The organism is Bradyrhizobium sp. USDA 4354 (assembly GCF_054060315.1).
Map to the genome: position 1 here is coordinate 856,552 of NZ_JBSSDC010000001.1, position 23,976 is coordinate 880,527.

Annotated in this window: 23 protein-coding genes and 1 pseudogene; 8 read left to right on the forward strand and 16 right to left on the reverse strand. The window is 64.9% G+C overall.

Translation table 11 applies throughout. From position 1 onward, the window contains the following. Positions 1-2: 2 nt before the first annotated feature. From ACVIIV_RS04050 to ACVIIV_RS04065, 4 genes are all read right to left on the reverse strand, one after another. Complete coding sequence (locus ACVIIV_RS04050) at positions 3-680, reverse strand: hypothetical protein (protein WP_456743024.1); 678 nt, start codon at positions 678-680, stop codon at positions 3-5. Between the two features lie 90 nt (positions 681-770). Next, positions 771-1,484 carry a hypothetical protein gene (locus ACVIIV_RS04055; RefSeq protein WP_456743025.1) on the reverse strand — a complete coding sequence of 238 codons (714 nt, stop codon included), beginning with the start codon at positions 1,482-1,484 and terminating at the stop codon, positions 771-773. Between the two features lie 132 nt (positions 1,485-1,616). Continuing rightward, positions 1,617-1,865, reverse strand: coding sequence for a hypothetical protein (locus ACVIIV_RS04060; protein WP_100232245.1), 249 nt, complete (start codon positions 1,863-1,865; stop codon positions 1,617-1,619). A gap of 194 nt (positions 1,866-2,059) precedes the next feature. Continuing rightward, on the reverse strand, positions 2,060-3,025 hold the full coding sequence (locus ACVIIV_RS04065) for an NAD(P)H-dependent flavin oxidoreductase (protein WP_456743026.1): 966 nt from the start codon (positions 3,023-3,025) through the stop codon (positions 2,060-2,062). A gap of 107 nt (positions 3,026-3,132) precedes the next feature. Between ACVIIV_RS04065 and ACVIIV_RS04070 the strand changes: the two genes are divergently transcribed. Further along, positions 3,133-4,695, forward strand: coding sequence for an AMP-binding protein (locus ACVIIV_RS04070; RefSeq protein ID WP_456743027.1), 1,563 nt, complete (start codon positions 3,133-3,135; stop codon positions 4,693-4,695). Positions 4,696-5,185: 490 nt separating this feature from the next. On the opposite strand, the gene ACVIIV_RS04075 is transcribed toward ACVIIV_RS04070, so the two are convergent. The 7 genes from ACVIIV_RS04075 to ACVIIV_RS04105 form a co-directional block, all read right to left on the reverse strand. Further along, positions 5,186-5,959: a thioesterase family protein gene (locus ACVIIV_RS04075; RefSeq protein WP_456743028.1), complete on the reverse strand. Its 774-nt coding sequence runs from the start codon at positions 5,957-5,959 to the stop codon at positions 5,186-5,188. A 194-nt stretch (positions 5,960-6,153) separates the two neighbouring features. After that, a complete protein-coding gene (locus tag ACVIIV_RS04080; protein ID WP_456743029.1) occupies positions 6,154-7,122 on the reverse strand; it encodes an NAD(P)H-dependent flavin oxidoreductase in 969 nt (322 codons plus the stop codon). A gap of 264 nt (positions 7,123-7,386) precedes the next feature. Further along, positions 7,387-8,787 carry an aspartate ammonia-lyase gene (locus tag ACVIIV_RS04085; RefSeq protein ID WP_456743030.1) on the reverse strand — a complete coding sequence of 467 codons (1,401 nt, stop codon included), beginning with the start codon at positions 8,785-8,787 and terminating at the stop codon, positions 7,387-7,389. 36 nt (positions 8,788-8,823) lie between these two features. After that, a complete protein-coding gene (locus tag ACVIIV_RS04090; protein ID WP_456743031.1) occupies positions 8,824-9,363 on the reverse strand; it encodes a hypothetical protein in 540 nt (179 codons plus the stop codon). A 46-nt stretch (positions 9,364-9,409) separates the two neighbouring features. Beyond that, the gene (locus ACVIIV_RS04095) at positions 9,410-10,012 is read right to left on the reverse strand and encodes a YqaA family protein (protein ID WP_456743032.1); all 603 of its coding nucleotides are present in this window, start codon (positions 10,010-10,012) and stop codon (positions 9,410-9,412) included. A gap of 45 nt (positions 10,013-10,057) precedes the next feature. Further along, positions 10,058-10,462, reverse strand: a complete 405-nt coding sequence (gene hisE / locus ACVIIV_RS04100) for a phosphoribosyl-ATP diphosphatase (RefSeq protein ID WP_212372207.1) — start codon at positions 10,460-10,462, stop codon at positions 10,058-10,060. A 118-nt stretch (positions 10,463-10,580) separates the two neighbouring features. After that, positions 10,581-10,946 (reverse strand): hypothetical protein, encoded by a 366-nt coding sequence (locus ACVIIV_RS04105; protein ID WP_456743033.1) that lies wholly within the window; start codon positions 10,944-10,946, stop codon positions 10,581-10,583. A 227-nt stretch (positions 10,947-11,173) separates the two neighbouring features. Between ACVIIV_RS04105 and ACVIIV_RS04110 the strand changes: the two genes are divergently transcribed. The 6 genes from ACVIIV_RS04110 to ACVIIV_RS04135 all read left to right on the forward strand — a co-directional run bounded on the left by ACVIIV_RS04110 (position 11,174) and on the right by ACVIIV_RS04135 (position 18,917). Continuing rightward, positions 11,174-12,223 carry an ABC transporter substrate-binding protein gene (locus tag ACVIIV_RS04110; RefSeq protein WP_456743034.1) on the forward strand — a complete coding sequence of 350 codons (1,050 nt, stop codon included), beginning with the start codon at positions 11,174-11,176 and terminating at the stop codon, positions 12,221-12,223. 85 nt (positions 12,224-12,308) lie between these two features. Then, on the forward strand, positions 12,309-14,105 hold the full coding sequence (locus ACVIIV_RS04115) for a glucan ABC transporter ATP-binding protein/ permease (RefSeq protein WP_456743035.1): 1,797 nt from the start codon (positions 12,309-12,311) through the stop codon (positions 14,103-14,105). 290 nt (positions 14,106-14,395) lie between these two features. Then, a complete protein-coding gene (locus ACVIIV_RS04120) occupies positions 14,396-15,880 on the forward strand; it encodes a D-alanyl-D-alanine carboxypeptidase family protein (RefSeq protein ID WP_456743036.1) in 1,485 nt (494 codons plus the stop codon). A gap of 190 nt (positions 15,881-16,070) precedes the next feature. Further along, positions 16,071-17,756 carry a long-chain-fatty-acid--CoA ligase gene (locus tag ACVIIV_RS04125; RefSeq protein ID WP_456743037.1) on the forward strand — a complete coding sequence of 562 codons (1,686 nt, stop codon included), beginning with the start codon at positions 16,071-16,073 and terminating at the stop codon, positions 17,754-17,756. Positions 17,757-17,771: 15 nt separating this feature from the next. Beyond that, positions 17,772-18,326, forward strand: coding sequence for a DUF924 family protein (locus ACVIIV_RS04130; protein ID WP_456743038.1), 555 nt, complete (start codon positions 17,772-17,774; stop codon positions 18,324-18,326). 105 nt (positions 18,327-18,431) lie between these two features. Next, positions 18,432-18,917, forward strand: a complete 486-nt coding sequence (locus tag ACVIIV_RS04135) for a redoxin family protein (protein WP_456743039.1) — start codon at positions 18,432-18,434, stop codon at positions 18,915-18,917. Positions 18,918-19,111: 194 nt separating this feature from the next. Here the strand turns inward: ACVIIV_RS04135 and rnhA are convergent, their stop codons facing one another. The 3 genes and pseudogenes from rnhA to ispH all read right to left on the reverse strand — a co-directional run bounded on the left by rnhA (position 19,112) and on the right by ispH (position 21,532). Then, a complete protein-coding gene (gene rnhA, locus ACVIIV_RS04140) occupies positions 19,112-19,576 on the reverse strand; it encodes a ribonuclease HI (protein ID WP_456743040.1) in 465 nt (154 codons plus the stop codon). Continuing rightward, a complete protein-coding gene (locus tag ACVIIV_RS04145) occupies positions 19,573-20,556 on the reverse strand; it encodes a homoserine kinase (RefSeq protein WP_456743041.1) in 984 nt (327 codons plus the stop codon). The genes rnhA and ACVIIV_RS04145 overlap by 4 nt, the downstream gene beginning before the upstream one ends. A 6-nt stretch (positions 20,557-20,562) precedes the next feature. Then, a pseudogene (gene ispH, locus ACVIIV_RS04150) lies at positions 20,563-21,532 on the reverse strand (4-hydroxy-3-methylbut-2-enyl diphosphate reductase). Positions 21,533-21,796: 264 nt separating this feature from the next. Here ispH and ACVIIV_RS04155 point away from each other — a divergent pair. After that, complete coding sequence (locus ACVIIV_RS04155) at positions 21,797-22,492, forward strand: DUF1013 domain-containing protein (protein WP_456743042.1); 696 nt, start codon at positions 21,797-21,799, stop codon at positions 22,490-22,492. 122 nt (positions 22,493-22,614) lie between these two features. Here the strand turns inward: ACVIIV_RS04155 and ACVIIV_RS04160 are convergent, their stop codons facing one another. Both ACVIIV_RS04160 and ACVIIV_RS04165 read right to left on the reverse strand, forming a co-directional pair. Beyond that, entirely contained in the window at positions 22,615-23,313 is a 699-nt protein-coding gene (locus ACVIIV_RS04160) for an OmpW/AlkL family protein (protein WP_456743043.1), read from the reverse strand. A 238-nt stretch (positions 23,314-23,551) separates the two neighbouring features. Continuing rightward, positions 23,552-23,821: a hypothetical protein gene (locus ACVIIV_RS04165; RefSeq protein ID WP_456743044.1), complete on the reverse strand. Its 270-nt coding sequence runs from the start codon at positions 23,819-23,821 to the stop codon at positions 23,552-23,554. Positions 23,822-23,976: the final 155 nt, after the last annotated feature.

Here is a 23,976-nt window from a genome sequence, read left to right on the forward strand (position 1 = left end):
CGCTAGTCGTCGTCAGGTCCGAACAGCCTGATCTGGGGGAAGCCGCCACGCGGCCGGCCCGCGAAATCGCGCGCATCGGAATCCTCGCGGATGTTGCGCGCGACGTCGTCCCAATCGGTGCGGTCGCGCATGCCGCGCGGCTCGCGGAATTCATAGTGGCGGCGCTCGGCCCAGCGCTCACGACGCTCGGCTCGGCGCCGTTCGGTCGCGGCGCGTTTCACGTCGGAATCCCTCGCCTTGGCGTAGGCATTATTCGACGAGGATGACGGCTCGGTCGAGGCCTGCTGCTCGGCGGGCTTTGCTGCCGGTGGAGACGATGCCGGCTTGGGCGGCTCGACTGCGGCGGCTTGCGAAGGCTGGGGCGCCGGCGGTTCAGCATTCGCCTGCGTGGTTTGCGTATCAGGCCTTGCGGCTTCAGGCTTTGCTTCGGCCCGCGCGGGCGCTGCGATCATCGCGCCGAAGGCTTGCGAGCCGGTGAGATAGTTCACGCGCTCGGACGGCGCGCTCGTGGTCGGCGCTGTGGGAGCTTCCGTGCGCTGCGCCACCTTGCTGGTGTCAGGCCCCTGCTTGGGCGCGATCGGATTCATGATGTTGCCGGCAACAATGCCGCCGCCGAGACCAATGGCGATGGCCGCGACAATGGTTCCGGCACCGACAAAATAGGCTGTCGAGGCGCGCATTCATCCACTCCCTGTTTTGGAGCGGGCAACGCGTGGGGATTGCCGGATGTTCCTGATCGCCGCGGCTCCTCAAAGAGGAAACCGCGCGCATCAGATCTGCTGCGCGACCTTCTCGAGCCCGATGAGGCGGGCGAGCTTGCGCACTTCTTCCTTCTGATCGTCGCGGAGCTGGAACAAGAGCGGCATCGCGGCCGACTTCAACTGCTGCACCTCGTCGCAATTCGGATCGATCTGCGAACCGGGCGGTGCATTCGGATTCGATAGCTTGTTCGCCTGGATCTTGCGGGCGACGTTGCGCAGCGCGGTCTCAACCGAGGGCCAGTAATATTCCTGTGACGACGACAGTCTCAGGCGATCTCTGATGCCCGCGATCTGGACGTCGGACAGCAGCGAATAGGCCTTCTGCGGCTGCGGCTTGGCCACGACCTTCGGCTTGGCCGGAACTTCGACGGCTGGAACCTCGGTCGCGGCAGGCGCCTCGTGCGCGCTTGCTTTCGGCATCGGGAAATCGGAGGGCGTGGCGGCGGCGAAGGCCTGGCGCAGCGGCTCGGTCAGCACGGGCGCCTGCGCAAGCTTGTCGGCGGCCACATGGACCGGCTCGATCGCGGCCGAGGCCAGCGCGAGCGTCGGAACCAGACGGTCGGCCTTGGCGGCGCGGTTGGATGCGAGCGGCTTGGGCGGAGGCGTCCGGGCGATCATCTCGGCGCTGACGCTGGGCACGCTGTCGCGGCCGAGAATGGCGGTGGTGGCGGCGCCGAGGACGAGGAAACAGGTCAGCGCGACGATGGTGATGGCTTTGGACAAACGTCTCTCCGCGTCCGACTTCAAGTCCACGTGATCACTGCCCGGAAACTGGGCGATAATTAAGGCCTAACCGTGCCACCGCGGCGGCAATCGCGCGGACTGGGGCGACATCACCCGAAAACCCCAAATAAATCAGGCAGCTGCAGCCAGATCATAGGCGTCCTGGATGTCGGCCACGATCTCCGAGGCCTCCCAGACCGCGCGCGGCTCGACCGATTGCAGCGTCACCGTCCAATTGCCGCCGCGGCGGGTCCGGGGGACGCTGACGATGTCGAAACGGACGTTGCGGCACAGCGGGTGGCGGGCCAGAGCGTGAGCGACGCGGACGCGGATCTCGTCCAGCGTCGCTGCCGTTTTGCCATCGAGATAATTGAAGTCCATCGCCTGTCCCTCTCGGTCCTGATTGGCGGCCGTGAAGGGGATTCTTGGCGGGCGATGGTTAATCTGCCGTTAAATGAGTGGAGCGGAAGAGTGCGGGATTAACCGTGGATGGGAGAGGCTCTCTCCGCCAAGCAAGGTGGCAGCAGGACTCGCGGAGGCTTCCCCTCACCCGCAGGCGGGGAGAGGCGAACAGCCTACCGCCCACCCGCCTGACGATATTCGGCGACTGTTCGCGCGACGAGATCGTCGACCGCAAGCACGTCGGTCACCCCCGATGCCGAGTGCCCGGCGCTCCAGATGTCGCGCCAGCGCTTTGGACGGTTCTCGCGCGCGGCGACGTCGATATCCTCAGCGATGTCGATCGCGCCGCGCGCCGGCAGATCGTCTGGATCAAGCCCGGCGGCGACGATCGACGGCCTCAGCATGCTGGTCTGCAAGCCCGTGAACGCGGTGGTGAGCAGGATATCGTCGGCGCTGCTCTCGACCAGCATCCGTTTGTAGCGGTCATCCGCCATGCTCTCCCGCGTCGCAATGAACTTCGTGCCCATGTAGGCGAGATCGCAGCCGAGCACTTCCGCGGCCTGCAGTGCGTAGCCGTCACTGATGCCGCCCGCCAGCACGATGATGCCGTCGTAGAATGCGCGCACCGCGCGGACGAAGGCGAACGGGTTGAGCCAGCCGGTCTGCCCGCCCGCGCCCGCCGTGAGCAGCACCAGCCCGTCCGCGCCTGCTTCCGCCGCACGCTCGGCGTGGCGGATCGAGGCGACGTCCGCCAGCACCAACGCACCGGCGTCATGCAGCGGCTTCAGCACCGATGCAGGCGAGCCGACGGAGGTGATGACGATCTCCGGCCCGTGCCGCAACAGCACGGCGAGATCCTGCGCGAGCCGCGCGTTGGAGCGGTGCACGATCAGGTTGGGACAGAGCGGCGCTACCTTGCGCCCGGTTTGATCTTCGTGCTGCCGCAACCGCGTCTCGATCTCGGTGAGCCATTCATCGAGCTGTTCCGCGCCACGGCAATTCGCGGTGGGAAAGCTGCCGATCACCCCACTGCGACAGGCTGCGACCATGAGCTCGACGCCCGACACCAGAAACATCGGTGCGGCGATCAGCGGCAGGGCAAGACGATTGCGGAAGCGGTGCAGTCGGTCCGATGGCATGCATGCCTCCCTGCGCGGGCTTTGTCGTTTCCTCCCGCGTTCGCTGTGCTAGCGTCGTCCGCAACATTGGCACGCCAGAAGCCGGTGACAAAGCAACGAGGAAACATATGTCTGATCCGCTCCACGCATCATCGCCGGCTTGTGCGCAGACGCTACGGGCATTGTCGCGTCATCCCGATCGCACCGCCTTCGCCTGGCCTGGGGGATCGCTGAGCTATCAGGGCACCATCGGCCTGATCGGGCGGATCCAGGGCGTGTTCATGCGGCTTGGATTACAGCCCGGCGCGCGCGTCGCTTTCCTCACCGCGAACCGCGCCGATACCTGGTGCGCCGGCGTCGCCGCGCAATTGGCGCGGCTCTGCATCACCTGGCTGCATCCACTGGGATCGCTGGAGGACCAGTTGTTTCAGCTCGAAGATTCCGAGGCCGAGATGCTGGTGGTGGATGCCGCCGCCTTCCGCGACCGCGGCGGCGAGCTCGCTGCGAGGGCGACCCGGCTGAAGGCGGTCTTCACCGCGGGCCCCGCGGGCTACGGCGTCGATCTGCTGGCCGCGATCGAACATGCGGGACATACGAGCCCGCTGTGCCTCGCCGGCCCCGACGATCTCGCCACGCTGAACTACACCGGCGGCACCACCGGCAAATCCAAGGGCGCACTGCGCTACCATCGCGAGAACAGCGGGGCCGCCGGCGCGATCCTCGCCGACTTCGAGATTCCGGAGGCTGCGCGCTATCTGGCGGTCGCACCGATCAGTCATGTCGCCGGCACGAAGGTGCTGCCAACCCTGATGCGTGGCGGCACCGTACACATGCTGAAGGGATTCGATCCCGAAGCCGTGCTGGCCACGATCGCACGCGAGCGGATCAACTTCGCGCTGTTCGTTCCGACCATGATCTATGTGCTGCTCGATCAGCCCACGCTCGGCAAGACCGACCTCTCGTCGCTCGAGCTCGTGCTCTATGGCGCCTCCGCGATGTCACCGAGCCGGCTGCTCGAGGGCATCGAACGCATCGGCCCCGTGTTCTCGCAGCTCTACGGCCAGACCGAATGCTATCCCGTCTCGGTGCTGCGCAAGGCGGACCACGATCCCAGAAGCCCAGAGCTGTTCCTGTCTTGCGGCTTCCCGATCGCGGCGTGCGAGGTCAAGATCCTCGACGACGACGACCAGGAGGTGAAGACGGGCGAGGCCGGCGAGATCTGCGTGCGCGCCCCGCATGTCATGGCGGAGTACTGGAAGCGGCCGGACCTCACGGCCGAGACGCTGAAGAACGGCTGGGTGCACACCGGCGACATCGCTCGCAGGGATGAGCGCGGCTACATGTTCATCCTCGACCGCAAGAAGGACATGATCGTGTCAGGCGGCTTCAACATCTTCCCGCGCGAGGTCGAGGACGTGCTGTCGCAACACGCCGACGTCGCGATGGTCGCGGTCGTCGGCATCCCCGACGAGAAATGGGGCGAAGCCGTCACCGCCATCGTCGTGCCGCGCGACGGCGCAAAGCCCGATCCGGACGAGCTGATCAACCTGGTCAAGACCCGAAAGGGCTCGGCGCATGCGCCCAAGCGGATCCAGTTCGTCAAGCAGCTGCCGATGACCGGGGTCGGCAAGGTCGACAAGAAGGTGCTGCGCGCGGGCTTCTGGAGCGGGCGTGACCGGATGGTGGGGTAAATACCCCGGAATTCTACGGTGTCGTTGTGGCCCCGACACCACAGCGGGCAACGGAGTGCGCGCCGGCGATGCCCACCCGATTGCCGGCGAATCAGGGAATCACCTAGATCGTTGATGGGGCTGGGAAGCGGAGTAAGACATGAGAGTCGCTTCCCTGGAAAGTGCAGTCGCCGCGGTTACGTTGATCACGGCTATCATCGTGGTGCTGTGGGAGATCAAGATCTTCCACGGAATGTGAACTGGCAGGATGCCAAGCATCCCTTCCGCGGCGGCGGAAGCCTGCCGCTCAATCGGCCCAAAGAGCGATCCGGCGCTTGCCTCATGCGCCCACACAACAGGTGTCATCGCCCGGCCTTGACCGGGCGATCCAGTACTCCGAGACGGCTGTGATACAACTGATAGGCCGCGGCGTACTGGATGCCCCGCTCCAGTGCGCAATTGCGCACAAGGCGGAGCATGACAGCGAGATGACGCACGGACTTCGCGCCCCTTACCGCTTCTCGATCACAAGGCTCTGAACCGCGCGGCCGAAATAGCCCTGGCGGTCGGCGAGGCGCGACATTGCGAGCCCGGTGCCATCAGGGCCAATCCAGGATTCACCGTCGAGCAGGATCCATTCGCCGACCGGCTGACGTGAAAAGCTCACGGTGAGATCAGCGTTGATGTAGGTCCAGGCGCGGAAGTCGAGCGTCGAGGCGGTGCCGTTGGAGAAGTCGGCGGCGACCACGGCGCGCATCGCCTGCGAGATGGCTTCGCCCTCGATCAGCGGATGGTCGACGCGAAACCAGATCGCGCCGGCGCCGGCCTGGCCGAAGCGGCCGCGCGCCGCGCGCATCGAGACCGATCGCACGAAGGGGCTGGTGGCGGCATGACCGTCCTCGACCAACGAGTCCTCCGGCGACGGCAGCGTAACCGGCAGCTCCTCGACGTCGTCGGGCAGGCTCAGCGTCTGGCGCTTGATCTTGAGCACGGTGGCGCCGACCACCTGCACGCCGTCGGCGAACAGCTTGACCTCGCAGAGCTGGATCTTGCGGCCCTCGCGCAGGACCTCGGTCGCGATCGTGAGCGGCGCGACCGGCACCGGGCGCATCAGATCGATGGTGACGCGCGCGATGTCCATCGCGACTGGCGTCGGAATGCGCTCGGCCGGCCACGTCACCAGCGAAGCCGGTGCCGAGCCGTGCTGCATGCGCCGGTCCCATGGACCGGCCGCATCCGGGCTGGTGACGACGCTGTTGCCGTCGACGCGGTAGATGGGGGACATCGCTCAATCTCTGTTGGCTTAAACGGTCGGAGCTCAGCAATAGGTGTCGTCCTTGCGAAAGCAGGGACCCATAATCCCAGGGATGAAGTCGTCGCGCGACGCTCTCAATCCGAGTCTTCGTCAAACTCCTCCCTGTGGCTATGGGTCCCGGATCGGCGCGCGCTTAGGGCGCGCTTGTCCGGGACGACGAGACCTCACAACGGCGGATCGACCGCCTCGTCGTACTCCTTCTTGAAGCGCGCGATCAGCTCGGCCGCGGGGACGATACCCTCGATGCTGCCGATGCCCTGGCCGCTTCCCCAGATCTCCTTCCAGGCCTTCGGCTTGGCACGCTCGCCGGAGGCGTCGGTGCCGAAATTCATCTTGGAGGGATCGGACGTCGGCAGATTCTCGGGGTCCATGCCGGCGGCGAGGATCGAGGGCTTCAGATAATTGCCGTGCACGCCGGTGAAGAGATTGGAGTAGACGATATCGTCGGCCGACGATCCCGCGATCATCTCCTTGTAGCGCTCGACCGCATTGGCCTCCTTGGTCGCGATGAAGGCCGAGCCGACATAGGCGAAGTCGGCGCCGAGAATCCGTGCGGCGCGGATCGCCTTGCCGTTGCCGATCGCCCCCGACAGCGCGATTGGGCCGTGGAACCATTTTCGCGTTTCGGCAACGAAAGCCAGCGGCGAGATGGTGCCGGCATGGCCGCCGGCGCCGGCCGCGACCAGGATCAGGCCGTCGGCGCCCTTCTCGATCGCCTTGTGCGCGAATTTCTGGTTGATCACGTCGTGGAAGACGATGCCGCCCCAGCCGTGCACGGCCTGGTTCAGCTCCTCGCGCGCTCCTAACGAGGAGATGATCATCGGCACCTTGTACTTGGCGCAGAGCTGCATGTCGTGGTCGAGCCGGTTGTTCGACTTGTGCACGATCTGGTTGACCGCGAACGGTGCCGACGGCTTGTCGGGATGGGCGCGGTCATGGGCCGCGAGCTCTTCGGTGATCCGCGCCAGCCATTCGTCGAGCAACTCCGGCGGCCGCGCATTCAGCGCCGGAAACGAGCCGACCACACCCGCCTTGCACTGCGCGATCACGAGATCGGGCACCGAGATGATGAAGAGCGGCGAGCCGATCACGGGGATCGACAGGCGCCCTTTGAACAAGGCAGGCATGGACATTGCGAAACGATCCTCTGTTGACGCTCAAATCGAAGGTTGGCCGTCATACCAACAAGGCAATCTTTCCACTGTCAAGTGTTGCGTTTTGACGCCGGAGCGGATGCGGCTGCCGCAATTCCAAAGTGCGGAATTCCTACCCAACCGTCTCGTCCGACATTGCGAGCGAAGCGAAGCAATCCAGTCCTTCGCCATGGAGACAGTCTGGATTGCTTCGTCGCAAGAGCTCCTCGCAATGACGAGGGGAGAGCTACGGTCAATCAACCGCTACGAAATCAAATCCGGATTGATCAGCCGCTCGAACGAGAACATCTCGTCCCACTTCTCCTGCGTCAGCAATTTCCGCTCGACCACAACGATGTGGTGCAGCGACTTGCCGCTCTTGTAGCCCTCGCGCGCGATCTCGGCGCATTGCTTGTAGCCGAGCAGCGGCTTCAGCACCGTGACGATGCCCAGCGAGTTCAGCACCATGTTGCGGGTGTGCTCCTCGTTGGCGGTGATGCCGACGATGCAGTTCTCGCGCAGGCTATTGACCGCGCGCTCCATGGTGCGGATCGAGAAGAACAGCGCAAACGAGATCACCGGCTCCATCACGTTGAGCTGGAGCTGGCCCGCTGAGGCTGCCAGCGTCACCGTGGTGTCGAGGCCAATGACGAGGAAGCTGGTCTGGTTGACGACCTCGGGAATCACGGGATTGACCTTGCCGGGCATGATCGAGGAGCCCGGCTGCAGCTGCGGCAGGTTGATCTCGTTGAAGCCGGCGCGTGGGCCCGAGGCGAGCAGGCGGATGTCGTTGCAGATCTTCGTCAGCTTGCTCGCCGTGCGCTTCAGCACGCCCGAGAGCTGCACATAGGCGCCGGTGTCCGAGGTCGCCTCGACGAGGTCGCCGGCGAGGATGAACTCGACGCCGGTCAGTGCGCTGAGGTGCCGGACCGCGAGCTTAGGATAGCCGACGGCCGCGGTAACCGAAGTGCCGATCGCGGTGGCGCCGAGATTGATCTCGCGCAATAGCGCGCGCGCTTCCGAGATGCGATCGACCTCCTCGCCGATCGTGGTGCCCCATCCCCGGAACTCGGCCCCCAGCGACATCGGCACCGCGTCCTGCAGATGGGTGCGGCCCATCTTCAGCACGCGGTCGAACTCGCGCCCCTTGGCGAAGAAGGCTTCCTGGAGCTGGCGCAGCGCCGTCATGTAGCTCTCGAGCCGCAGGATCAGCGCCAGCCGAAAGGCGGTCGGATAGGTGTCGTTGGTCGACTGGCCGTAATTGACGTGATCGTTCGGACTGACGTGCTGGTAGTCGCCCTTGGCAAAGCCGAGCGCTTCCAGCGCGAGGTTGGCGATCACCTCGTTGGCGTTCATGTTGGTCGAGGTGCCGGCGCCGCCCTGGATGAAATCGGTGACGAACTGATCCATCATGTCGCCGGCGATGACGCGGTCGCAGCCGAGGATGACGGCGTCCGCGACCTTGGCGTCGATCGCGCCGAGATCGCGATTGGCCATGGCGGCGGCCTTCTTGACGTAACCAAGCGCCTTCACGAAGTAAGGCTCCTGGCTCATCGGAATGCCGGTGATGTGGAAGTTCTCCTTCCCGCGGATGGTCTGGACGCCGTAGTAGATGTCGTCGGCGATCTCACGCTGTCCGAGGAAGTCCTGCTCCGTCCGGCTCATGGGCGCTCCTTGTTGCTTGCGCGCTGGGCCATCACGTCAGTTCTGGCACAGCGCGCTGGTCACGAACGTATCGGTGCGGCAGTCATCCGGTTTACGTTGCCGGCCCGGGATGAGAACCTTGGCCGAGCATTTCTCGGCGGAGTCGGCGTTGAGGCTCTTGCCTTCCTTGTAACCCTTGCCCTGGCAGAGCTGGTCCGCAGCCTGCTTGCAGTCTGGCGCACCGTTGGACGAGACCGGGCAGACCACACGCCCCGACACCATGGTCGAGGGCTTGGCCAGCCGCGACAGGTCGTTCATGGTCTCGCCGGGGCTTTTGATCGGCGGCAGAATCGAGGGCAGCTTGTCGAACAGCTTGCCCATTTCATTGATGAGCCCGGGATTTTCCTCGCGCGCCGGCGGCGCCGATGGCGCGGGTGTCGATGGCGGCGGCGCGGCCTGCGCCCCCTGCTCGTGGAGGCCGAGCGACGGCGGGGCGGATTGCGACCACCCGGGCCCGCCGCCACCGAGCAGAAGCAGCAGCGCTGCTGATATCAGCGTCCCGAGCCGCACGACCGGATTGCCGGATCGAAACATCATGACGGCAACCGTAGCCGAAGCCGGCGCGGCGGCAAAGCCGCTGGCGCTAGATCAGCTTGATGGCGACCACGAAGCCGAGCACCAGCACCGCGGCGCCGATCGCGACCCACAAGCCGAGATGCTTCTCGATCCGGACCCGGATCCAGTCGCCATAGCGGTTGAGCAGGATCGCCACGACGAAGAAGCGTCCGCCGCGCGCAACGATCGAGCACAGGATGAACAGGACGATGTTGTAGCCGGCAAAGCCCGAGGTGATCGTGACGAGCTTGTAGGGGATCGGCGTCAGCCCCTTGAGCAGGATGATGATCGCACCCCATTCCGCATAGGAGGCGCGGAAGGCGTCGACCTTGCCGCCAAGGCCGTAGACCTGGATCAGCCATTGGCCGACCGAGTCGAACAGCAGCGCGCCGATGGCGTAGCCGACGATGCCGCCGACCACCGAGGTGACGGTACAGACCGTTGCATAGACCCAGGCGCGCTGCGGGCGCGCCAGGGACATCGGGATCAGCATCACATCCGGCGGGACCGGAAAGAACGAGCTTTCGGCGAAGGACACGATGCCCATGATCCAGAGCGCGTAGGGCTTGTGGGCGGCGTCGATGCACCAGTCGTAAATACGTTTCAGCATGGCGCCGCGATGAAGCACCATGGGACGGATTTGTCCATGCCGAGATTGAGGCGAATTATGACGTTTCTAGTGGCGTTTACGCGCGGCGCGGCCTTCGAGCGCGACAATTGGCCGCCGTGAGGCCATGCGCGGTGACGCGACTTTGGGCAGCTTCATCGGCGACTTCGGCAGCTTCTCGGCAATACCGAGCAAGTCCTCCCGCCGCGTCATTTCCCGCCAGACGTCCTCCGGACGTACTCCGGCCGAAGCCCACAGCACGGTGAGATTGTAAAGCAGGTCGGCGCTTTCACGGATCACGGCCTCGCTATCGCCATTGACCGCATCGATGACGACTTCGATAGCCTCTTCGGCCAGCTTCTTTGCCATTTTCGAGGGCCCACGCTGAAACAGCCGGGCCGTGCGCGATGTTGCCGGATCAAGATCCCTGGCCGCGAGCACAGCCAGATATAGCCGCTCAAGCGAATCACTCATGGTACTCAAAACTACTCTAAACAAATGGCGGGCGTGTTAACACGCGACAATAAAAGCAGAAAACAGGCCGGCGCGGCAAGCGCGCCGGCCCGTCATGGTCAACCTTCGGGTGCCGGAGCTAGTAGCAGTTCTGGTAGTAGCCCTGGCCGCAGAACTCGGACGGAGCCGTGCCGCCATAGCGCTGATACGGGAAGTTCGGGCCCGGACCATAATAAGGACCGTAGGCAGGGCGGCTGTAATAGACGGGACCGCCGTAATAGCCGTAGCCCGGACCGTAGTCATAGGCGTAGGCGTCACGGGTCGCGGCGATGGCAAGACCGGTGCCGATGGCGGCGAACGCCGCAGCTGCCGCCGCGCCGCCGCCACCATGCCAATGGCGGCCGCCCGCATATGACGCGGTCGGGGCAATTGCGGTCAGCGCCAGCACCGCGGCGGTGGCAAGCACGGCCTTTCGGCCCGCAAATTTGGAGAATCGCTCGAACATATCTTGGCCCTCCTTGGGACCTGGAATGGACGCCTGCGGACAGGCTCATGCCTCTCAAACCCGCATAACCTAAGTTGGGTTCCCCAACCCCAACACAAGCTGAACGGGGTTGCGTAATCGTGACGCAACCGCCGCTCATCCGCCGTTCATGTTGGCGCGCGCACGCTCGTCGCAGGCCGGCGCTGCAAGCGTCACGAAACCATAACAATGCGGGACCGGCGCAATCGATGTCAGGATTCAAGACGATCGCTCTTCGCTGCCTGCTGGCCCTCGCAATCTCGTTCGCAGCATTGACTGCGCGCGAGGCCACGGGGGCCGAGAGCGGCGCCCTCTCCACAGCGATCCACTTCACCTTCGACCGTCCCATTGATGCGAGCATGGCGCCGTTCTTCCTTGCGGCGAAAGACGGCGGGTTCGGCGCCGAGCGTCTCAACGTGTCCTTCAACAGTGCAAGCGGATCGCCGGAGGCGCTCGCACGCGTCGCCAGGGGCGACAGCGAGCTTGCGCTCGTCGACATCAACGAGCTGATCCGCTTTCGCGACAAGGACGACGCGGCGCCGGTCAAGGCGGTGTTCGTGCTGTTCAACCGCGCGCCCTACGCGATCGTCGCGCGCAGGAGCCGCGGCATCCGCCTCCTGCCCGATCTCGACGGCAAGATCGTCGGCGTTGCCGACAGCGATCTGTCGATGCGGCTGTGGCCGGCGCTGGCGCTGCAGAACGGCATCAAGGCATCGCGCGTCAAATTCCACAAGATCGGCGAGGCGGTACGCGAGCCGATCCTGTCGGCGGGCCAAGTCGATGCGGTCGCCGGCTTCAGCTATCTCTCGGCGGTGAATCTGCGCGACCGCGGCGTGCCCGGAGCCGATCTCGTCGTCCTGCGCTATGCGGACTACGGCTGCGAAGCCTATGGTTTTGCGGTGGTGGTCAATCCGGCCTTCGCGGCGGCAAAGCCGGACGCCGTGAAGGGCTTCGTCCGCGCCTTGATCGCGGGCATCAACGCCACCGTCCGGGAGCCGGGGCGTGCGGCGGACGAGGCCGCGAGCCGTATCGACGACGGCGACCGCAACCTCGAGCTGGAGCGCCTGCGCACCGTCCTCGCCGACAACATCCTGACTGCTGAGGTCAAGCGCAACGGCCTAGGCGGCGTCGAGCCGACGCGCCTGGAGCGCTCGATCGAGCAGATCGCGCAGGGCTTCAAATTCCGCAAACGGCCGGGGGCAGGCGACATCTTCGACGACCGGTTCCTGCCGGCCGTGGCGGAGCGGCTGATCAACTGAGCAAAACTGACAGCTTCCGCTATATCTCCCGCACGATCCCTGCTTAAAATACGGGCTCCGTCGTCCGCTCGAGTTCGTCGCCCGCATGAACATGCTCCGTCTCTACACTCGCGTTCTCGAGCTGCTCGGCAAGGAGGCGCGGCTGGGCTGGCTGCTCGCGGTCGCCAATCTCCTGCTCGCGGGCTCGCAATTCGCCGAGCCTGTGCTGTTCGGCCGTATCGTCGACGTGCTCTCGGGCAAGACGGTGGCCGGGTCGAACTCGGCCTGGCCGTTCCTGGCCGCCTGGGTCGCATTCGGGCTCTTCACCATCGCGTGCAGCGCGCTCGTGGCCTTGCAGGCCGACCGGCTCTCGCACCGCCAGCGTCAGGCGGTGCTGACCGATTATTTCGAACACATCCTGCAGCTGCCGTTGACCTTCCACTCCGGCACCCATTCCGGCCGGCTGATGAAGGTGATGCTCAACGGCACCGATGCGCTGTGGCGGCTGTGGGTCGGCTTTTTCCGCGAGCACTTTGCCGCGATCCTCTCGGTCGTGGTGCTGCTGCCGCTGTCGCTGTACCTGAACTGGCGGCTCGCGATCCTGCTGTTCGTGCTCTGCATCGTCTTCACGGCGCTCACCACCTTCGTGGTGCGCAAGACCTTCGGCATGCAGATGGAGGTCGAGGAGCACTATAGCGAGCTCTCCGCGCGCGCCTCCGATGCGCTCGGCAATGTCGCGCTGGTGCAGAGCTTCGTCCGCGTCGAATCCGAGGTGAAAGGGCTGCGCTCCGTCGCGGACGAGTTGCTGGCGGCGCAGATGCCGGTGCTGTCCTGGTGGGCGGTCGTCACCATCATCACGCGCGCCTCCACCACTATCACGGTGCTCGCGATCTTCACGGTCGGCATCGCGCTGCACGATCAGGGGCTGACCTCGGTCGGCGAGATCGTGATGTTCGTGAGCTTTGCGACGATGCTGATCCAGAAGCTCGAGCAGGTCGTGAGCTTCATCAACAGCGTATTCATGGAAGCGCCGCGCCTGCGCGAGTTCTTTGGCGTGCTCGATGCCGTGCCTGCGGTGCACGATCGGCCCGACGCGATCGATGCCGGCAGGCTCTCCGGCCTAGTCGAGTTCCACGACGTCACCTTCTCCTATGACGGCAAGCGGCCGGCGATCGAGGACCTCACCTTCACCGCGCTGCCCGGCGAGACCATCGCGCTGGTCGGGCCGACCGGCGCCGGCAAATCCACCGCGATCGCGCTCTTGCACCGCGCCTTCGATCCGCAATCCGGCTTCATCAAGATCGACGGCATGGACGTCCGCGGCGTGACATTGGCCTCGCTGCGACGAAACATCGGCGTCGTGTTCCAGGAAGCGCTGTTGTTCAACCGTTCGATCGAGGAGAACTTGCGCGTCGGCAAGCCGGATGCGACCGAGGCAGAGATGCGCACGGCGGCCGAGCGCGCCCAGGCGCTCGACTTCATCGAGCGCAGCGGCGGCTTCACGACCAATGCCGGCGAGCGCGGCCGCATGCTCTCCGGCGGCGAGCGCCAGCGCCTCTCGATTGCCCGCGCGCTGCTCAAGGACCCGCCGATCCTGATCCTGGACGAAGCCACCAGCGCGCTGGACGCCGTCACCGAGGTCAAGGTGAATGCCGCTCTCGACGAAGTGATGAAGGGCCGCACCACCTTCGTGATCGCCCATCGTCTCTCCACCATCCGCAACGCCACGCGGATCCTGGTGTTCGAGAATGGACGCGTGATCGAAACCGGAACTTTCGATGAACTCGTGGCCAAAGGCGGCCATTTTGCCGAGATGGCCAAGGCCCAGTTCATGGTCCAGGAGAACGCACGGGCCAGCGTGACGGCGGCCGGGACTGCCGCGACGGCCGCCAGATCCCCCTAAAGCGCGATGCCATCAGGATGAATCGTCATCGCGCTTTAGGTTATTGTTTGAGCATGATCTTTTCGGAAAACCGCTGCACACTTTTCTGGATCATGCTCTAGCAAGTCCCCACAGCACCGTCGAAATTCGGCCTATTTCATTGCGGAATACCGCGCCGATCCCCCTATTCTCGACGCACCAGCCGGTATAGGTTTGCGACGCCGCAAGCGGCGGCGCCGGATTTCAGAACCGACAATCAGATCACGAGAGCCGACCGTATCAGGCGGATCTCCAAGGACCGGAATCGGATAGTGCACGCCCTTCGCCCGCTGCTTCGCAAATCCCTGTTCAACCTGTTCGCTGCGACGCTCGCATGTGCCGCATTGCTCGCGCCGCGCGCGGCGAGCGCCGAAGCGCTGCTGCTGATCGAGGCCGACAGCGGCAAGGTGCTACAGGCCGAGAACGCGACCATCCCCTGGTACCCGGCCTCCGTCACCAAGATCATGACCGCCTATGTGACGCTGAGGGCGGTCAAGGACGGCAGGCTGACGCTCGACACGCTGCTCACGGTATCGCCGACCGCGGCGTCGCAATCGCCCTCGAAAATGGGATTCCGCCCGGGAACGCAGATTACCGTCGACAACGCGCTGAAGATGATGATGGTCAAGTCGGCGAACGACATGGCCGTGGTGCTCGCCGAAGGCGTCGGCAGCTCGATCGACGGCTTCTCCGCGATGATGAACGAGACCGCGAGGAAGCTCGGCATGACGCAGACGAGCTACGTCAATCCGAACGGCCTGCCCGCCGACGGCCAGATCACGTCGGCGCGCGACCTCGGCATTTTGGCGCGCGCGTTCCTGCGCGACCTGCCGGAATACGAATACTTCGTGCACATCCCGGCGATCCGCTTCGGCAAGCGCGTCACCGGCAATTTCAATAAGCTGATCGGCCGCTATCCCGGCGCCGACGGGTTCAAGACCGGCTTCATCTGCGCCTCCGGCTACAACCTCGTCGCCTCGGCCACGCGCAACGGCCGCCGGCTGATCGCGGTGGTGCTGGGTGCCAATTCCGGCACCGCGCGCGCGGTGAAAGCGGCGCAGCTGCTCGAGCGTGGCTTCGCTCAAGACAATCTCACCTGGCTGCGTCCCTCGCTCGGCGGCGTCGAAAATCTCGTGCCGGTCGACGCCACTCCGCCGAATCTGCGCGACGAGATGTGCGGGCCCAACCGCAAGCGGCCGGCCACCGACGACGACGATGCGCTGATTGCGGCCAATGGCGGCGCGACCGGATCGGCCTCCGCCACCGGCGGCGAAGCCCAGGTCACCTTCTTCACGGCGGGCCTGCAGCCCCCTCTGATGAAGGCTTCCGAACTGATGGCCTCGGCCCCCGCGGCGGTCGAACCCGTGCTGGTCTATACCGGCCCGACCCGCACCGGCACCGCCCTGATCGCGGCGGTCGCGGCCGACGCCGACCAGCAGGCCGCATCCAAGCCACGTGGCAAGAAGTCGCGCGTCGCCAAGAAGCCGGACGCGGCCGACAAGCCCAAGGATGGAAGCAAGGACACCAGGACGGCGGCGGCGAAGCCGGACGCCAAGCAGGCTGACGGCAAGAGCGACGGTAAGACCGCGGCCAGACCGGCCGCTGCCAAGCCGGCCGGCGCCAAGCACGCGGCGGCCAAGCCCGATGCGGCCAAACCTGCCGAGAAGCCTGCGGCAGGCGGCGATCAGGCGGCAAAGCCTGCCAAGCCCAAGGCCGCGACCAAGCCCGCCGCCGCCAAGCCGGCGAACAACAGTTAACACCGCTCGGAAATGAACCGCAGCCGCGCTTCGCACCTGCGGCAGCGTGGTTTGCGACGATTCCAGTAGCTACGCCCCGACCTTTGCCCTAAGCCACGACGACTTGCCACCCGTTCCGGCAGGCTGGATACTGGCGGCAATGAGGCAAGCCCGAGACACAACGGGCTCTGGTCAATGAGGGGAGTCTTCCATGGAGCGCATCTGGCTCAAGCAATATCCGCCTGGCGTGCCTGCCGATATCGAGCCGACGCAATACGCATCGCTGGTCGACCTGCTGGAGGAGAGCTTCACCAAGTTCGCCGACCGCAAGGCATTCATCTGCATGGACAAGTCGATCAGCTATCGCGACCTCGACCAGATGTCGGTCGCGCTCGCCGCCTACCTGCAGGGTCGCGGGCTCCAGCGCGGCGCGCGAGTCGCGATCATGATGCCGAACGTGCTGCAATATCCGGTCGCGACCGCCGCCGTGCTGCGGGCCGGATATGCGGTCGTGAACGTCAACCCGCTTTACACCCCGCGTGAGCTCGAGCACCAGCTCAAGGATTCCGGCGCCGAAGCCATCATCGTGCTGGAGAACTTTGCCCATACTGTCGAGCAGGTGATCGCCAGGACGCAGGTGAAGCACGTCATCGTCGCCAGCATGGGCGACCTGCTCGGCTTCAAGGGCGTCATCGTCAATCTCGTCGTCCGCCGCGTCAAGAAGATGGTACCGGCCTGGTCACTGCCGGGGTCGGTGTCCTTCAACGACGCGCTCTCGGCCGGCCGCGGCATGACATTCAACAAGCCGAAGCTGTCGCCGGGCGACGTCGCCTTCCTGCAATATACCGGCGGCACCACCGGCGTCTCCAAGGGCGCCACGCTGCTCCATCGCAATATCGTCGCCAACGTCTTGCAGAACGACGCCTGGCTGCAGCCGGCGCTCGCCGCGCCGCCGCATGTCGACCAGCTCATCATCGTGTGCGCGCTGCCGCTCTACCATATCTTCGCGCTGACGGCCTGCTACCTGCTGGCGGTGCGCGCCGGCGGCTGCAATCTCCTGATCCCGAACCCGCGCGACATTCCCGGCTTCGTCAAGGAACTGGCGAAGTATCAGGTCAACAGCTTCCCGGCCGTGAACACGCTCTATAACGGGTTGATGCACCATCCCGATTTCAAGAAGCTCGACTTCTCCAAGCTGAAGATCTCCAACGGCGGCGGCATGGCGGTGCAGCGCCCCGTGGCCGATCAGTGGAAGGCGATCACCGGCTGCTTCATTGCCGAAGGTTACGGCCTGTCGGAGACCTCGCCGACGCTGACCTGCAATCCGGCGACGGCAACGGAGTTCACGGGTACGATCGGCATCCCCGTGCCTTCGACCTGGATCTCGATCCGCGACGACGACGGCAACGAAGTCCCGCTCGGCCAGGCGGGCGAGATCTGCGCCAAGGGTCCGCAGGTGATGTCGGGTTACTGGAACAGGCCGGAAGAGACCGCCAAGGTGACGACCGCCGACGGCTATTTCCGCACCGGCGACATCGGCATCATGGATGAGAAGGGCTACACCAAGATCGTCGACCGCAAGAAGGACATGATCCTGGTCTCCGGTTTCAACGTCTATCCGAACGAGGTCGAGGAAGTGATCGCCAGCCATCCGGGCGTGCTCGAATGCGCCGTGATCGGCATCCCCGATTCCAAATCGGGCGAAGCGGTCAAGGCCTTCGTGGTCAAGAAGGACCCGAACCTCACCGCCGAGGCCGTGATCAAGTTCTGTCACGAGCAGCTTACCGGTTACAAGGTGCCCAAGCACGTCGAATTCCGCACCGACCTGCCGAAGACCAATGTCGGCAAGATCCTGCGCCGGCAGCTCCGCGACGAGAAGAATGCGGAGGCGGCGTAACGCCGCTTCTGGTCGATGGCTGAGGTCGGCGACATCGAGCCATCAGGCATTCTCGCCTTCTGGCGCGAGGCCGGCCGTGAACGCTGGTACAAGCGCGACGACGCGTTCGATGCGGAAATCAGGCGCCGCTTTCTCGCTGTATGGCAGAAGGCGGCCGCCGGCGAGCTTGCCTCATGGGAAGAGAGCGATGACGGCGCACTTGCGCTCGTCATCGTGCTCGACCAGTTTCCCCGCAACATGTTTCGCGGCACATCGCAGGCTTTCGCCAGCGATGCGCTGGCGCGCGATGTCGCCCGTCGCGCCATCGCGCAGGGCACAGACCGCAGGGTCGATCCTGTCCTGCTCGGATTCCTCTACATGCCCTTCATGCATTCCGAGCACTTGGCTGACCAGCTGCACTGCATCGCGCTGTTTCAGGACACCGACAATACCGAGAACCTGAAATACGCCCAGGAGCATGCCGACATCATCCGGCGGTTCGGCCGCTTTCCCCACCGCAATCGGCTCCTCGGCCGCGACACGACGGAGGAAGAGCAGGCCTTCCTCGACAATGGCGGCTTTTCCGGCTGATGACATCATGGTGAACGGCCGCCCTCGCCGCTTCCGCCGTCGGCAATATTGTGCGGGTCCGCGCCGCGGTCTAGAAAGCGGGACCGATATTCAGGGAGACTGACGATGGCGATCCAGACTGGCGACAAGCTGCCCGAGGCGAAATTCCGCGTGATGACGGCGGAAGGTCCGCAGGTGAAGACCACCGACGATATCTTCAAGGGCAAGAAGGTGGCGCTGTTCGCGGTGCCCGGCGCCTATACCGGCACCTGCCACAAGATGCATCTGCCGAGCATCTTCCTCAACGCCTACGCCATCAAGGACAAGGGCGTCGACACCATCGCCATCGTCTCCGTCAACGATGCCTTCGTCATGAACGCCTGGAAGCGCGACACCGACCAGCGCGACGAGGCGATCTTCCTCGCCGACGGCAATGCCGACTTCACCAAGGCGATCGGCATGGAGCTCGACGCCTCCGCCAACGGCCTCGGCATCCGCTCCAAGCGCTATTCGATGCTGGTCGAGGACGGCGTGGTGAAGAAGCTGAACCTCGAGGCGATGCCCGGCAAGGTCGAGGTCTCCGGCGGCGATACGCTGCTTGGGCAGCTGTGAGTTATACGCGTAGTTCTTAGCCGCAAATGACATTGTCATGCCCCGGCTCGACCAGGCTCGACCGGGGCATCCGGTACGCCGAGACCGCTCGGCTGAATCACAACTGCCTCTGGGATACTGGATCGCCCGCCCCAGTGCGCAAGCGCGCACAAGGCGGGCGATGACAGTTGAGAGTGGAGCCACGACCGCGCCCCCTACTCCCTCACCCGCTGCTGCAAGCGCGCCATCGCGATGCCGTCGCGCGCGAGCTGGTCGGCGCGCTCGTTCTCAGGGTGGCCGGCGTGGCCCTTGACCCAGTGCCAGCGGACCTCGTGCTGCTTCAGCGCGGCGTCGAGGCGCTGCCATAGCTCGACATTCTTCACCGGCTTCTTGTCGGCGGTGCGCCAGCCGTTGCGCTTCCAGCCGAAGATCCAGCCGGTGATGCCCTGCCGGACATACTGGCTGTCGGTGTAGAGATCGACCGTGCACGGTCTCTTCAGCGCCTCGAGCGCGGAGATCGCCGCCATCAACTCCATCTGGTTGTTGGTGGTGTGCGGCTGGCCGCCGCTCAGCTCCTTTTCCTTGTCGCCGAACCTCAGGATGGCGCCCCAGCCGCCCGGCCCTGGATTTCCCGAGCAGGCGCCGTCGGTATAGATCGTGACATTGGGAAGCTCGCTCACGCCACCAGCCCCGACGGGGTCAGCCCATAGTCGCGCACGCTCGTCACGCTCTGGTGGAAGCGCAGCTTGCGGACATATTCGAGGGGATCCTTCGGCTTGACCAGCGCGCCCGGCGGCACGTTGAGCCAGTCGACCAGCCGCGTCAGCAGGAACCGGATCGCAGCGCCGCGCGCCAAGAGCGGCAGCGCCGCCTCTTCCGCCTCGGAGAGCTTGCGCACCCGGCCATAGGCGTTGAGGAAGGCGCGCGCCTTGGTGACGTTGAAGGAATGATCCGGCTCGAAGCACCAGGCGTTGAGGCAGATCGCGACGTCATAGGCCAGCATGTCGTTGCAGGCGAAGGTGAAGTCGATGATGCCTGAGAGCTTGTCGCCGAGGAAGAAGACGTTGTCATTGAAGAGGTCGGCGTGGATCACGCCCTGCGGCAGATCGGTGGGCCAGATCCCGCTCGAGAGATGATCGAGCTCGGCGGAAAGAAAGCCGCGCAGGCCCGGCTGCACCTCGTCGGCACGGCTCGACGCCGCGTCGAACAGGGGACGCCAGCCCGCGACCGACAGCGCATTGACGCGCTTAATGGCGAAATTGGCGCCGGCCAGATGCATCCGGGCCAGCCCCTCGCCGACGCCGGCGCAATGGGTGGCGTTCGGCTTGCGCGGCCAGACGCCTTCGAGAAAGGTAATGATCGCGGCGGGGCGGCCCGACAGCTCACGCAGGGCCTCCCCATCGCGTCCCTTCACCGGCAGCGGGCAATTGACGCCGTGCTCGGCGAGATGCGTCATCAGCGCGAGGAAAAACGGCAGATCGTTCTTCGCCACGCGTTTTTCGTAGAGCGTGAGGATGAACGATCCGGTCGTCGTGTGCAGCAGGAAGTTGGAATTCTCGACGCCCTCGGCGATGCCCTTGTAGGAGAGCAACTCGCCGAGCTCGTATTGCTTCAGAAAATCCGCAAGCTCGTCGGCGGCGACGTCGGTGTAGACCGCCATAAAGGTCTACTCGGCAGCAGCTTCGGGGCGCACCTGACGCGGCAGCGGGAAGAACTCGTTCTCCTCCGCGGCCGAGACCGTCTCCACGTGCAGCGTGTAGCGCTCGGCGAAGGCGTCCATGATCTCCTCGACGATCACTTCCGGCGCGGAGGCGCCTGCGGTGATGCCGAGGCTGTTGATGTTGCCGAACTTGCCCCAATCGATGTCGGCGGCGCGCTGCGCCAGCACCGCGATCTTGCAGCCCTCGCGCTCGGCGACCTCGCGCAGGCGCTGCGAGTTCGACGAATTGGGGGCACCGACAACGATGAGCGCGTCCACCACCGGCGCCACCTTCTTCACCGCGAGCTGGCGGTTGGTGGTGGCGTAGCAGATGTCTTCCTTGTGCGGGCCGTTGATGTTCGGGAAGCGCTCCTTGAGCAGCGCCACGATTTCCGCGGTGTCGTCGATCGACAACGTGGTCTGGGTCACGAAGGCGAGGTTGTTGGGGTCCTTCGGCGTGATGGTCTTGGCGTCCTCGGCGGTCTCGATCAGGGTCACGGCGCCGGGCGGAAGCTGGCCGAGCGTGCCGACCACCTCGGGGTGATGGGAATGGCCGATCAGGAAGATCTCGCGGCCGCGCTTGAAGTGGATCGCAGCCTCGCGGTGCACCTTGGTCACCAGAGGGCAGGTCGCATCCAGCGAGAACAGATTGCGGGACTGGGCGTCGGCCGGAACCGATTTCGGCACGCCATGGGCCGAGAACACCACGGGGGCGGTGGTATTCTCCGGGATTTCAGCCAGTTCCTCGACGAAGATGGCGCCCTTCTTCTTCAACCCATCGACGACATACTTATTGTGCACAATCTCATGGCGAACGTAGACGGGGGCACCGTACTTATCGAGCGCCCGTTCCACGGGTGTCGATCGCCCGGACCACCCCGGCACAAAAGCCGCGGGGAGAACAAAGCACGATTTTGAGGTCTGGTTTGGCTGACATTGAGCGATCTCGGGACCGAATCACCCGTTTCGCCTTCTGGCGGGGGCGGTCGATGGATGGAATAGGGCTTAAAACTGTCGGCTTGAACCTTACAGCGGTTCAAAGGGAATTGGGCCCCCTTTCAGGCGGTGTCAAGGCACTATCTATAGCAGAACCATTGCATGGCTAGCCCCTCCGGGCTTATATAGCGCGAATTCCCTGTCATCGCTGATGACCACCGGTTTCGCCTCCAGAGGGGTGGGCGAAGCACAAAGGAGATTTGCCATGAGCAACGCACCTCTGATGCCCAAGGCGACCGCCGTTTGGCTGCTCGACAACACCGCGCTGACCTTCGACCAGGTCGCCGATTTCACCAAGATGCACCCCCTCGAGGTGCGCGCCATCGCCGACGGCGACGCGGCCCAGGGCATCAAGGGCATGGATCCCCTCTCCAACGGCCAGCTGACGCGCGAGGAGATCGAGAAGGGCGAGAAGAACCCGGACTACCGGCTCCGCCTGCAGGAGAGCAAGGTGGTGCTGCCGCCCCAGCCCAAGCGCAAGGGCCCGCGTTACACCCCGGTGTCGCGCCGCCACGAGCGTCCGAGCGCGATCCTCTGGCTGCTGCGCAACCATTCGGAGCTCAAGGACGCCCAGATCATGCGCCTGGTCGGCACCACCAAGAGCACGATCGCGAGCGTGCGCGACCGTACCCACTGGAACACGTCGTCCCTGACCCCGATCGACCCCGTCACCCTCGGCCTCTGCTCGCAGATCGAACTCGATTTCGAGGTGCAGCGCGCCGCCAAGGAAAAGCCGATCGACGCAACCTATGGCGGCGCCACCCTGCTGCCGGCCTCCGAGACCACCCGCAAGGACGAGTACGAGCCCGCGGAGAAGTCCAGCGACGATCTCAATGTCGACGCCGTGTTCGCCAAGCTGAAGACGCTCGGCGGCAAGAAGCACGAAGACGAGGAGGGGTAAGGCTCCGCTCTTCGTCCGCTAGGAAATGCAAGCAAACGCGGCAGGGAGACCTGCCGCGCTCTTGTTTTGTGTACCCCCACCTTCGATGGTCGTCGCGGCGCCAATGCCTCCTTTGGGGCCTCTCAGAACTTGTAGGTCACACCCGCGCCGACCAGCCACGGATCGATATGCGCGGTGCCGGTGACCGGCAGGCCGGAGACGGTCGCGCTGTAGTTCGGACGCAGCCAGAGCTTCTTGACGTCGACGTTGAGACCCCAGTGCCGGTCGATCATGTAGTCGAAGCCGAACTGGACGGCGCCGCCCCAGGCATTGCTGACATGCAGGTTCGTGGTGGTGGCGACGATCGCGGGCGGACCGGCGATTGCGGCGGGCGCATTGGCAGCGGAGTTGTTGAAGAACACCGTGTAGTTCACACCGGCGCCGATATAGGGCTTGAACGCGCCGAAATTGTCGAAGTGATATTGCAGCGTCAGCGTCGGCGGCAACAGCGTGGTCTTGCCGATCGGCAGGCTCGCGAGCGAGCCGGTGCCGCTGATCGAGTGCCTGGTCACGCCGAGGATCAGCTCGGCGGCGATGTTCTTGGTGAAGAAATAGCTGATGTCGAGCTCGGGGACGACCTGGTCGCTGATCGAGAGGCCGGAATTCGGCGACGACAGCGAAGGCACGCCCGCCACGTTGACCGTGCTCCCGCCTGCATCCGGCAACACGCCGAGCACCCGCAAGCGCACCATCCACGGATTGAATGCTTCCACCGGCGGCGGCGCCTTCTTGTAGACCGGCAGATCGGCTGCCTGCGCTGAGGCAAAAGTGCCCACGAGCATCGCGCCAATCGTGGCAAGCCGCGCCAAGTTTCTTGTCGTTCTCTGCATTTCAATCCCCTTCAGCCATCTCTCGCGCGTCGTTGCGCGACATCAGCGTCAGAGCAGAAAGGGGATGGTGAAGGATTTGATGCGATCAAATCAGGACAAGCGGCCCGCGATTTGGTCGCGGCGTTGCAGATGTGTCACGGAAACTGCAAATGCGAGGTGCGTGGCGCGGCAACATAGTGCCGTACTCACGTCACGGCCGCTCGGGGTGGTTCAGCATGTACTCGCCGAGATCGCGTTGGCGGCGGTCGGCGCGGGCGATGGCGGCATTGCGCTGGACGTCGCGGTCCTTGCGGCAGGCCACGTATTCCGGCGAGCCCTGCGCATAGCCCCGGCTCTGGCAGACCGCATCATCATCGTCGCCGCCCACCGCCACCGGCGTCTGGTAGCGCGCCGAGCAGGCGGAGAGAGCGATGGCGAGAGTGAAGGCGGTCAGCAGGCGCGACGTGACGGCGAGTGGCATACGAGGTTCCCTATCGGCCGGCCCTGTTTAGCGTGGAATGAGGAGATTGTAAGTCCCTGGCACACTGTCATGCCCCGCCTAGTGCGCAATTGCGCACGGGGGCGGGGCATCCAGTACGCCGCGGCGGGCATGGGGTCACAATTGCTGCTGCGGAG

Bases quoted from the DNA above. Each gene is read 5' to 3' on its own strand.
- hisE (WP_212372207.1), bottom strand. From the start codon at position 10,462: ATGAGTGATTCGCTTGAGCGGCTATATCTGGCTGTGCTCGCGGCCAGG.
- ACVIIV_RS04105 (WP_456743033.1), bottom strand. From the start codon at position 10,946: ATGTTCGAGCGATTCTCCAAATTTGCGGGCCGAAAGGCCGTGCTTGCC.
- ACVIIV_RS04145 (WP_456743041.1), bottom strand. From the start codon at position 20,556: ATGGCGGTCTACACCGACGTCGCCGCCGACGAGCTTGCGGATTTTCTG.
- ACVIIV_RS04115 (WP_456743035.1), top strand. From the start codon at position 12,309: ATGAACATGCTCCGTCTCTACACTCGCGTTCTCGAGCTGCTCGGCAAG.
- ACVIIV_RS04160 (WP_456743043.1), bottom strand. From the start codon at position 23,313: ATGCTCGTGGGCACTTTTGCCTCAGCGCAGGCAGCCGATCTGCCGGTC.
- ACVIIV_RS04060 (WP_100232245.1), bottom strand. From the start codon at position 1,865: ATGGACTTCAATTATCTCGATGGCAAAACGGCAGCGACGCTGGACGAG.
- ACVIIV_RS04125 (WP_456743037.1), top strand. From the start codon at position 16,071: ATGGAGCGCATCTGGCTCAAGCAATATCCGCCTGGCGTGCCTGCCGAT.
- ACVIIV_RS04165 (WP_456743044.1), bottom strand. From the start codon at position 23,821: ATGCCACTCGCCGTCACGTCGCGCCTGCTGACCGCCTTCACTCTCGCC.
- ACVIIV_RS04080 (WP_456743029.1), bottom strand. From the start codon at position 7,122: ATGTCCATGCCTGCCTTGTTCAAAGGGCGCCTGTCGATCCCCGTGATC.
- ACVIIV_RS04065 (WP_456743026.1), bottom strand. From the start codon at position 3,025: ATGCCATCGGACCGACTGCACCGCTTCCGCAATCGTCTTGCCCTGCCG.
- ACVIIV_RS04155 (WP_456743042.1), top strand. From the start codon at position 21,797: ATGAGCAACGCACCTCTGATGCCCAAGGCGACCGCCGTTTGGCTGCTC.
- ACVIIV_RS04050 (WP_456743024.1), bottom strand. From the start codon at position 680: ATGCGCGCCTCGACAGCCTATTTTGTCGGTGCCGGAACCATTGTCGCG.
- ACVIIV_RS04085 (WP_456743030.1), bottom strand. From the start codon at position 8,787: ATGAGCCGGACGGAGCAGGACTTCCTCGGACAGCGTGAGATCGCCGAC.
- ACVIIV_RS04090 (WP_456743031.1), bottom strand. From the start codon at position 9,363: ATGATGTTTCGATCCGGCAATCCGGTCGTGCGGCTCGGGACGCTGATA.
- ACVIIV_RS04070 (WP_456743027.1), top strand. From the start codon at position 3,133: ATGTCTGATCCGCTCCACGCATCATCGCCGGCTTGTGCGCAGACGCTA.
- ACVIIV_RS04130 (WP_456743038.1), top strand. From the start codon at position 17,772: ATGGCTGAGGTCGGCGACATCGAGCCATCAGGCATTCTCGCCTTCTGG.
- ACVIIV_RS04095 (WP_456743032.1), bottom strand. From the start codon at position 10,012: ATGGTGCTTCATCGCGGCGCCATGCTGAAACGTATTTACGACTGGTGC.
- ACVIIV_RS04135 (WP_456743039.1), top strand. From the start codon at position 18,432: ATGGCGATCCAGACTGGCGACAAGCTGCCCGAGGCGAAATTCCGCGTG.
- ACVIIV_RS04075 (WP_456743028.1), bottom strand. From the start codon at position 5,959: ATGTCCCCCATCTACCGCGTCGACGGCAACAGCGTCGTCACCAGCCCG.
- ACVIIV_RS04110 (WP_456743034.1), top strand. From the start codon at position 11,174: ATGTCAGGATTCAAGACGATCGCTCTTCGCTGCCTGCTGGCCCTCGCA.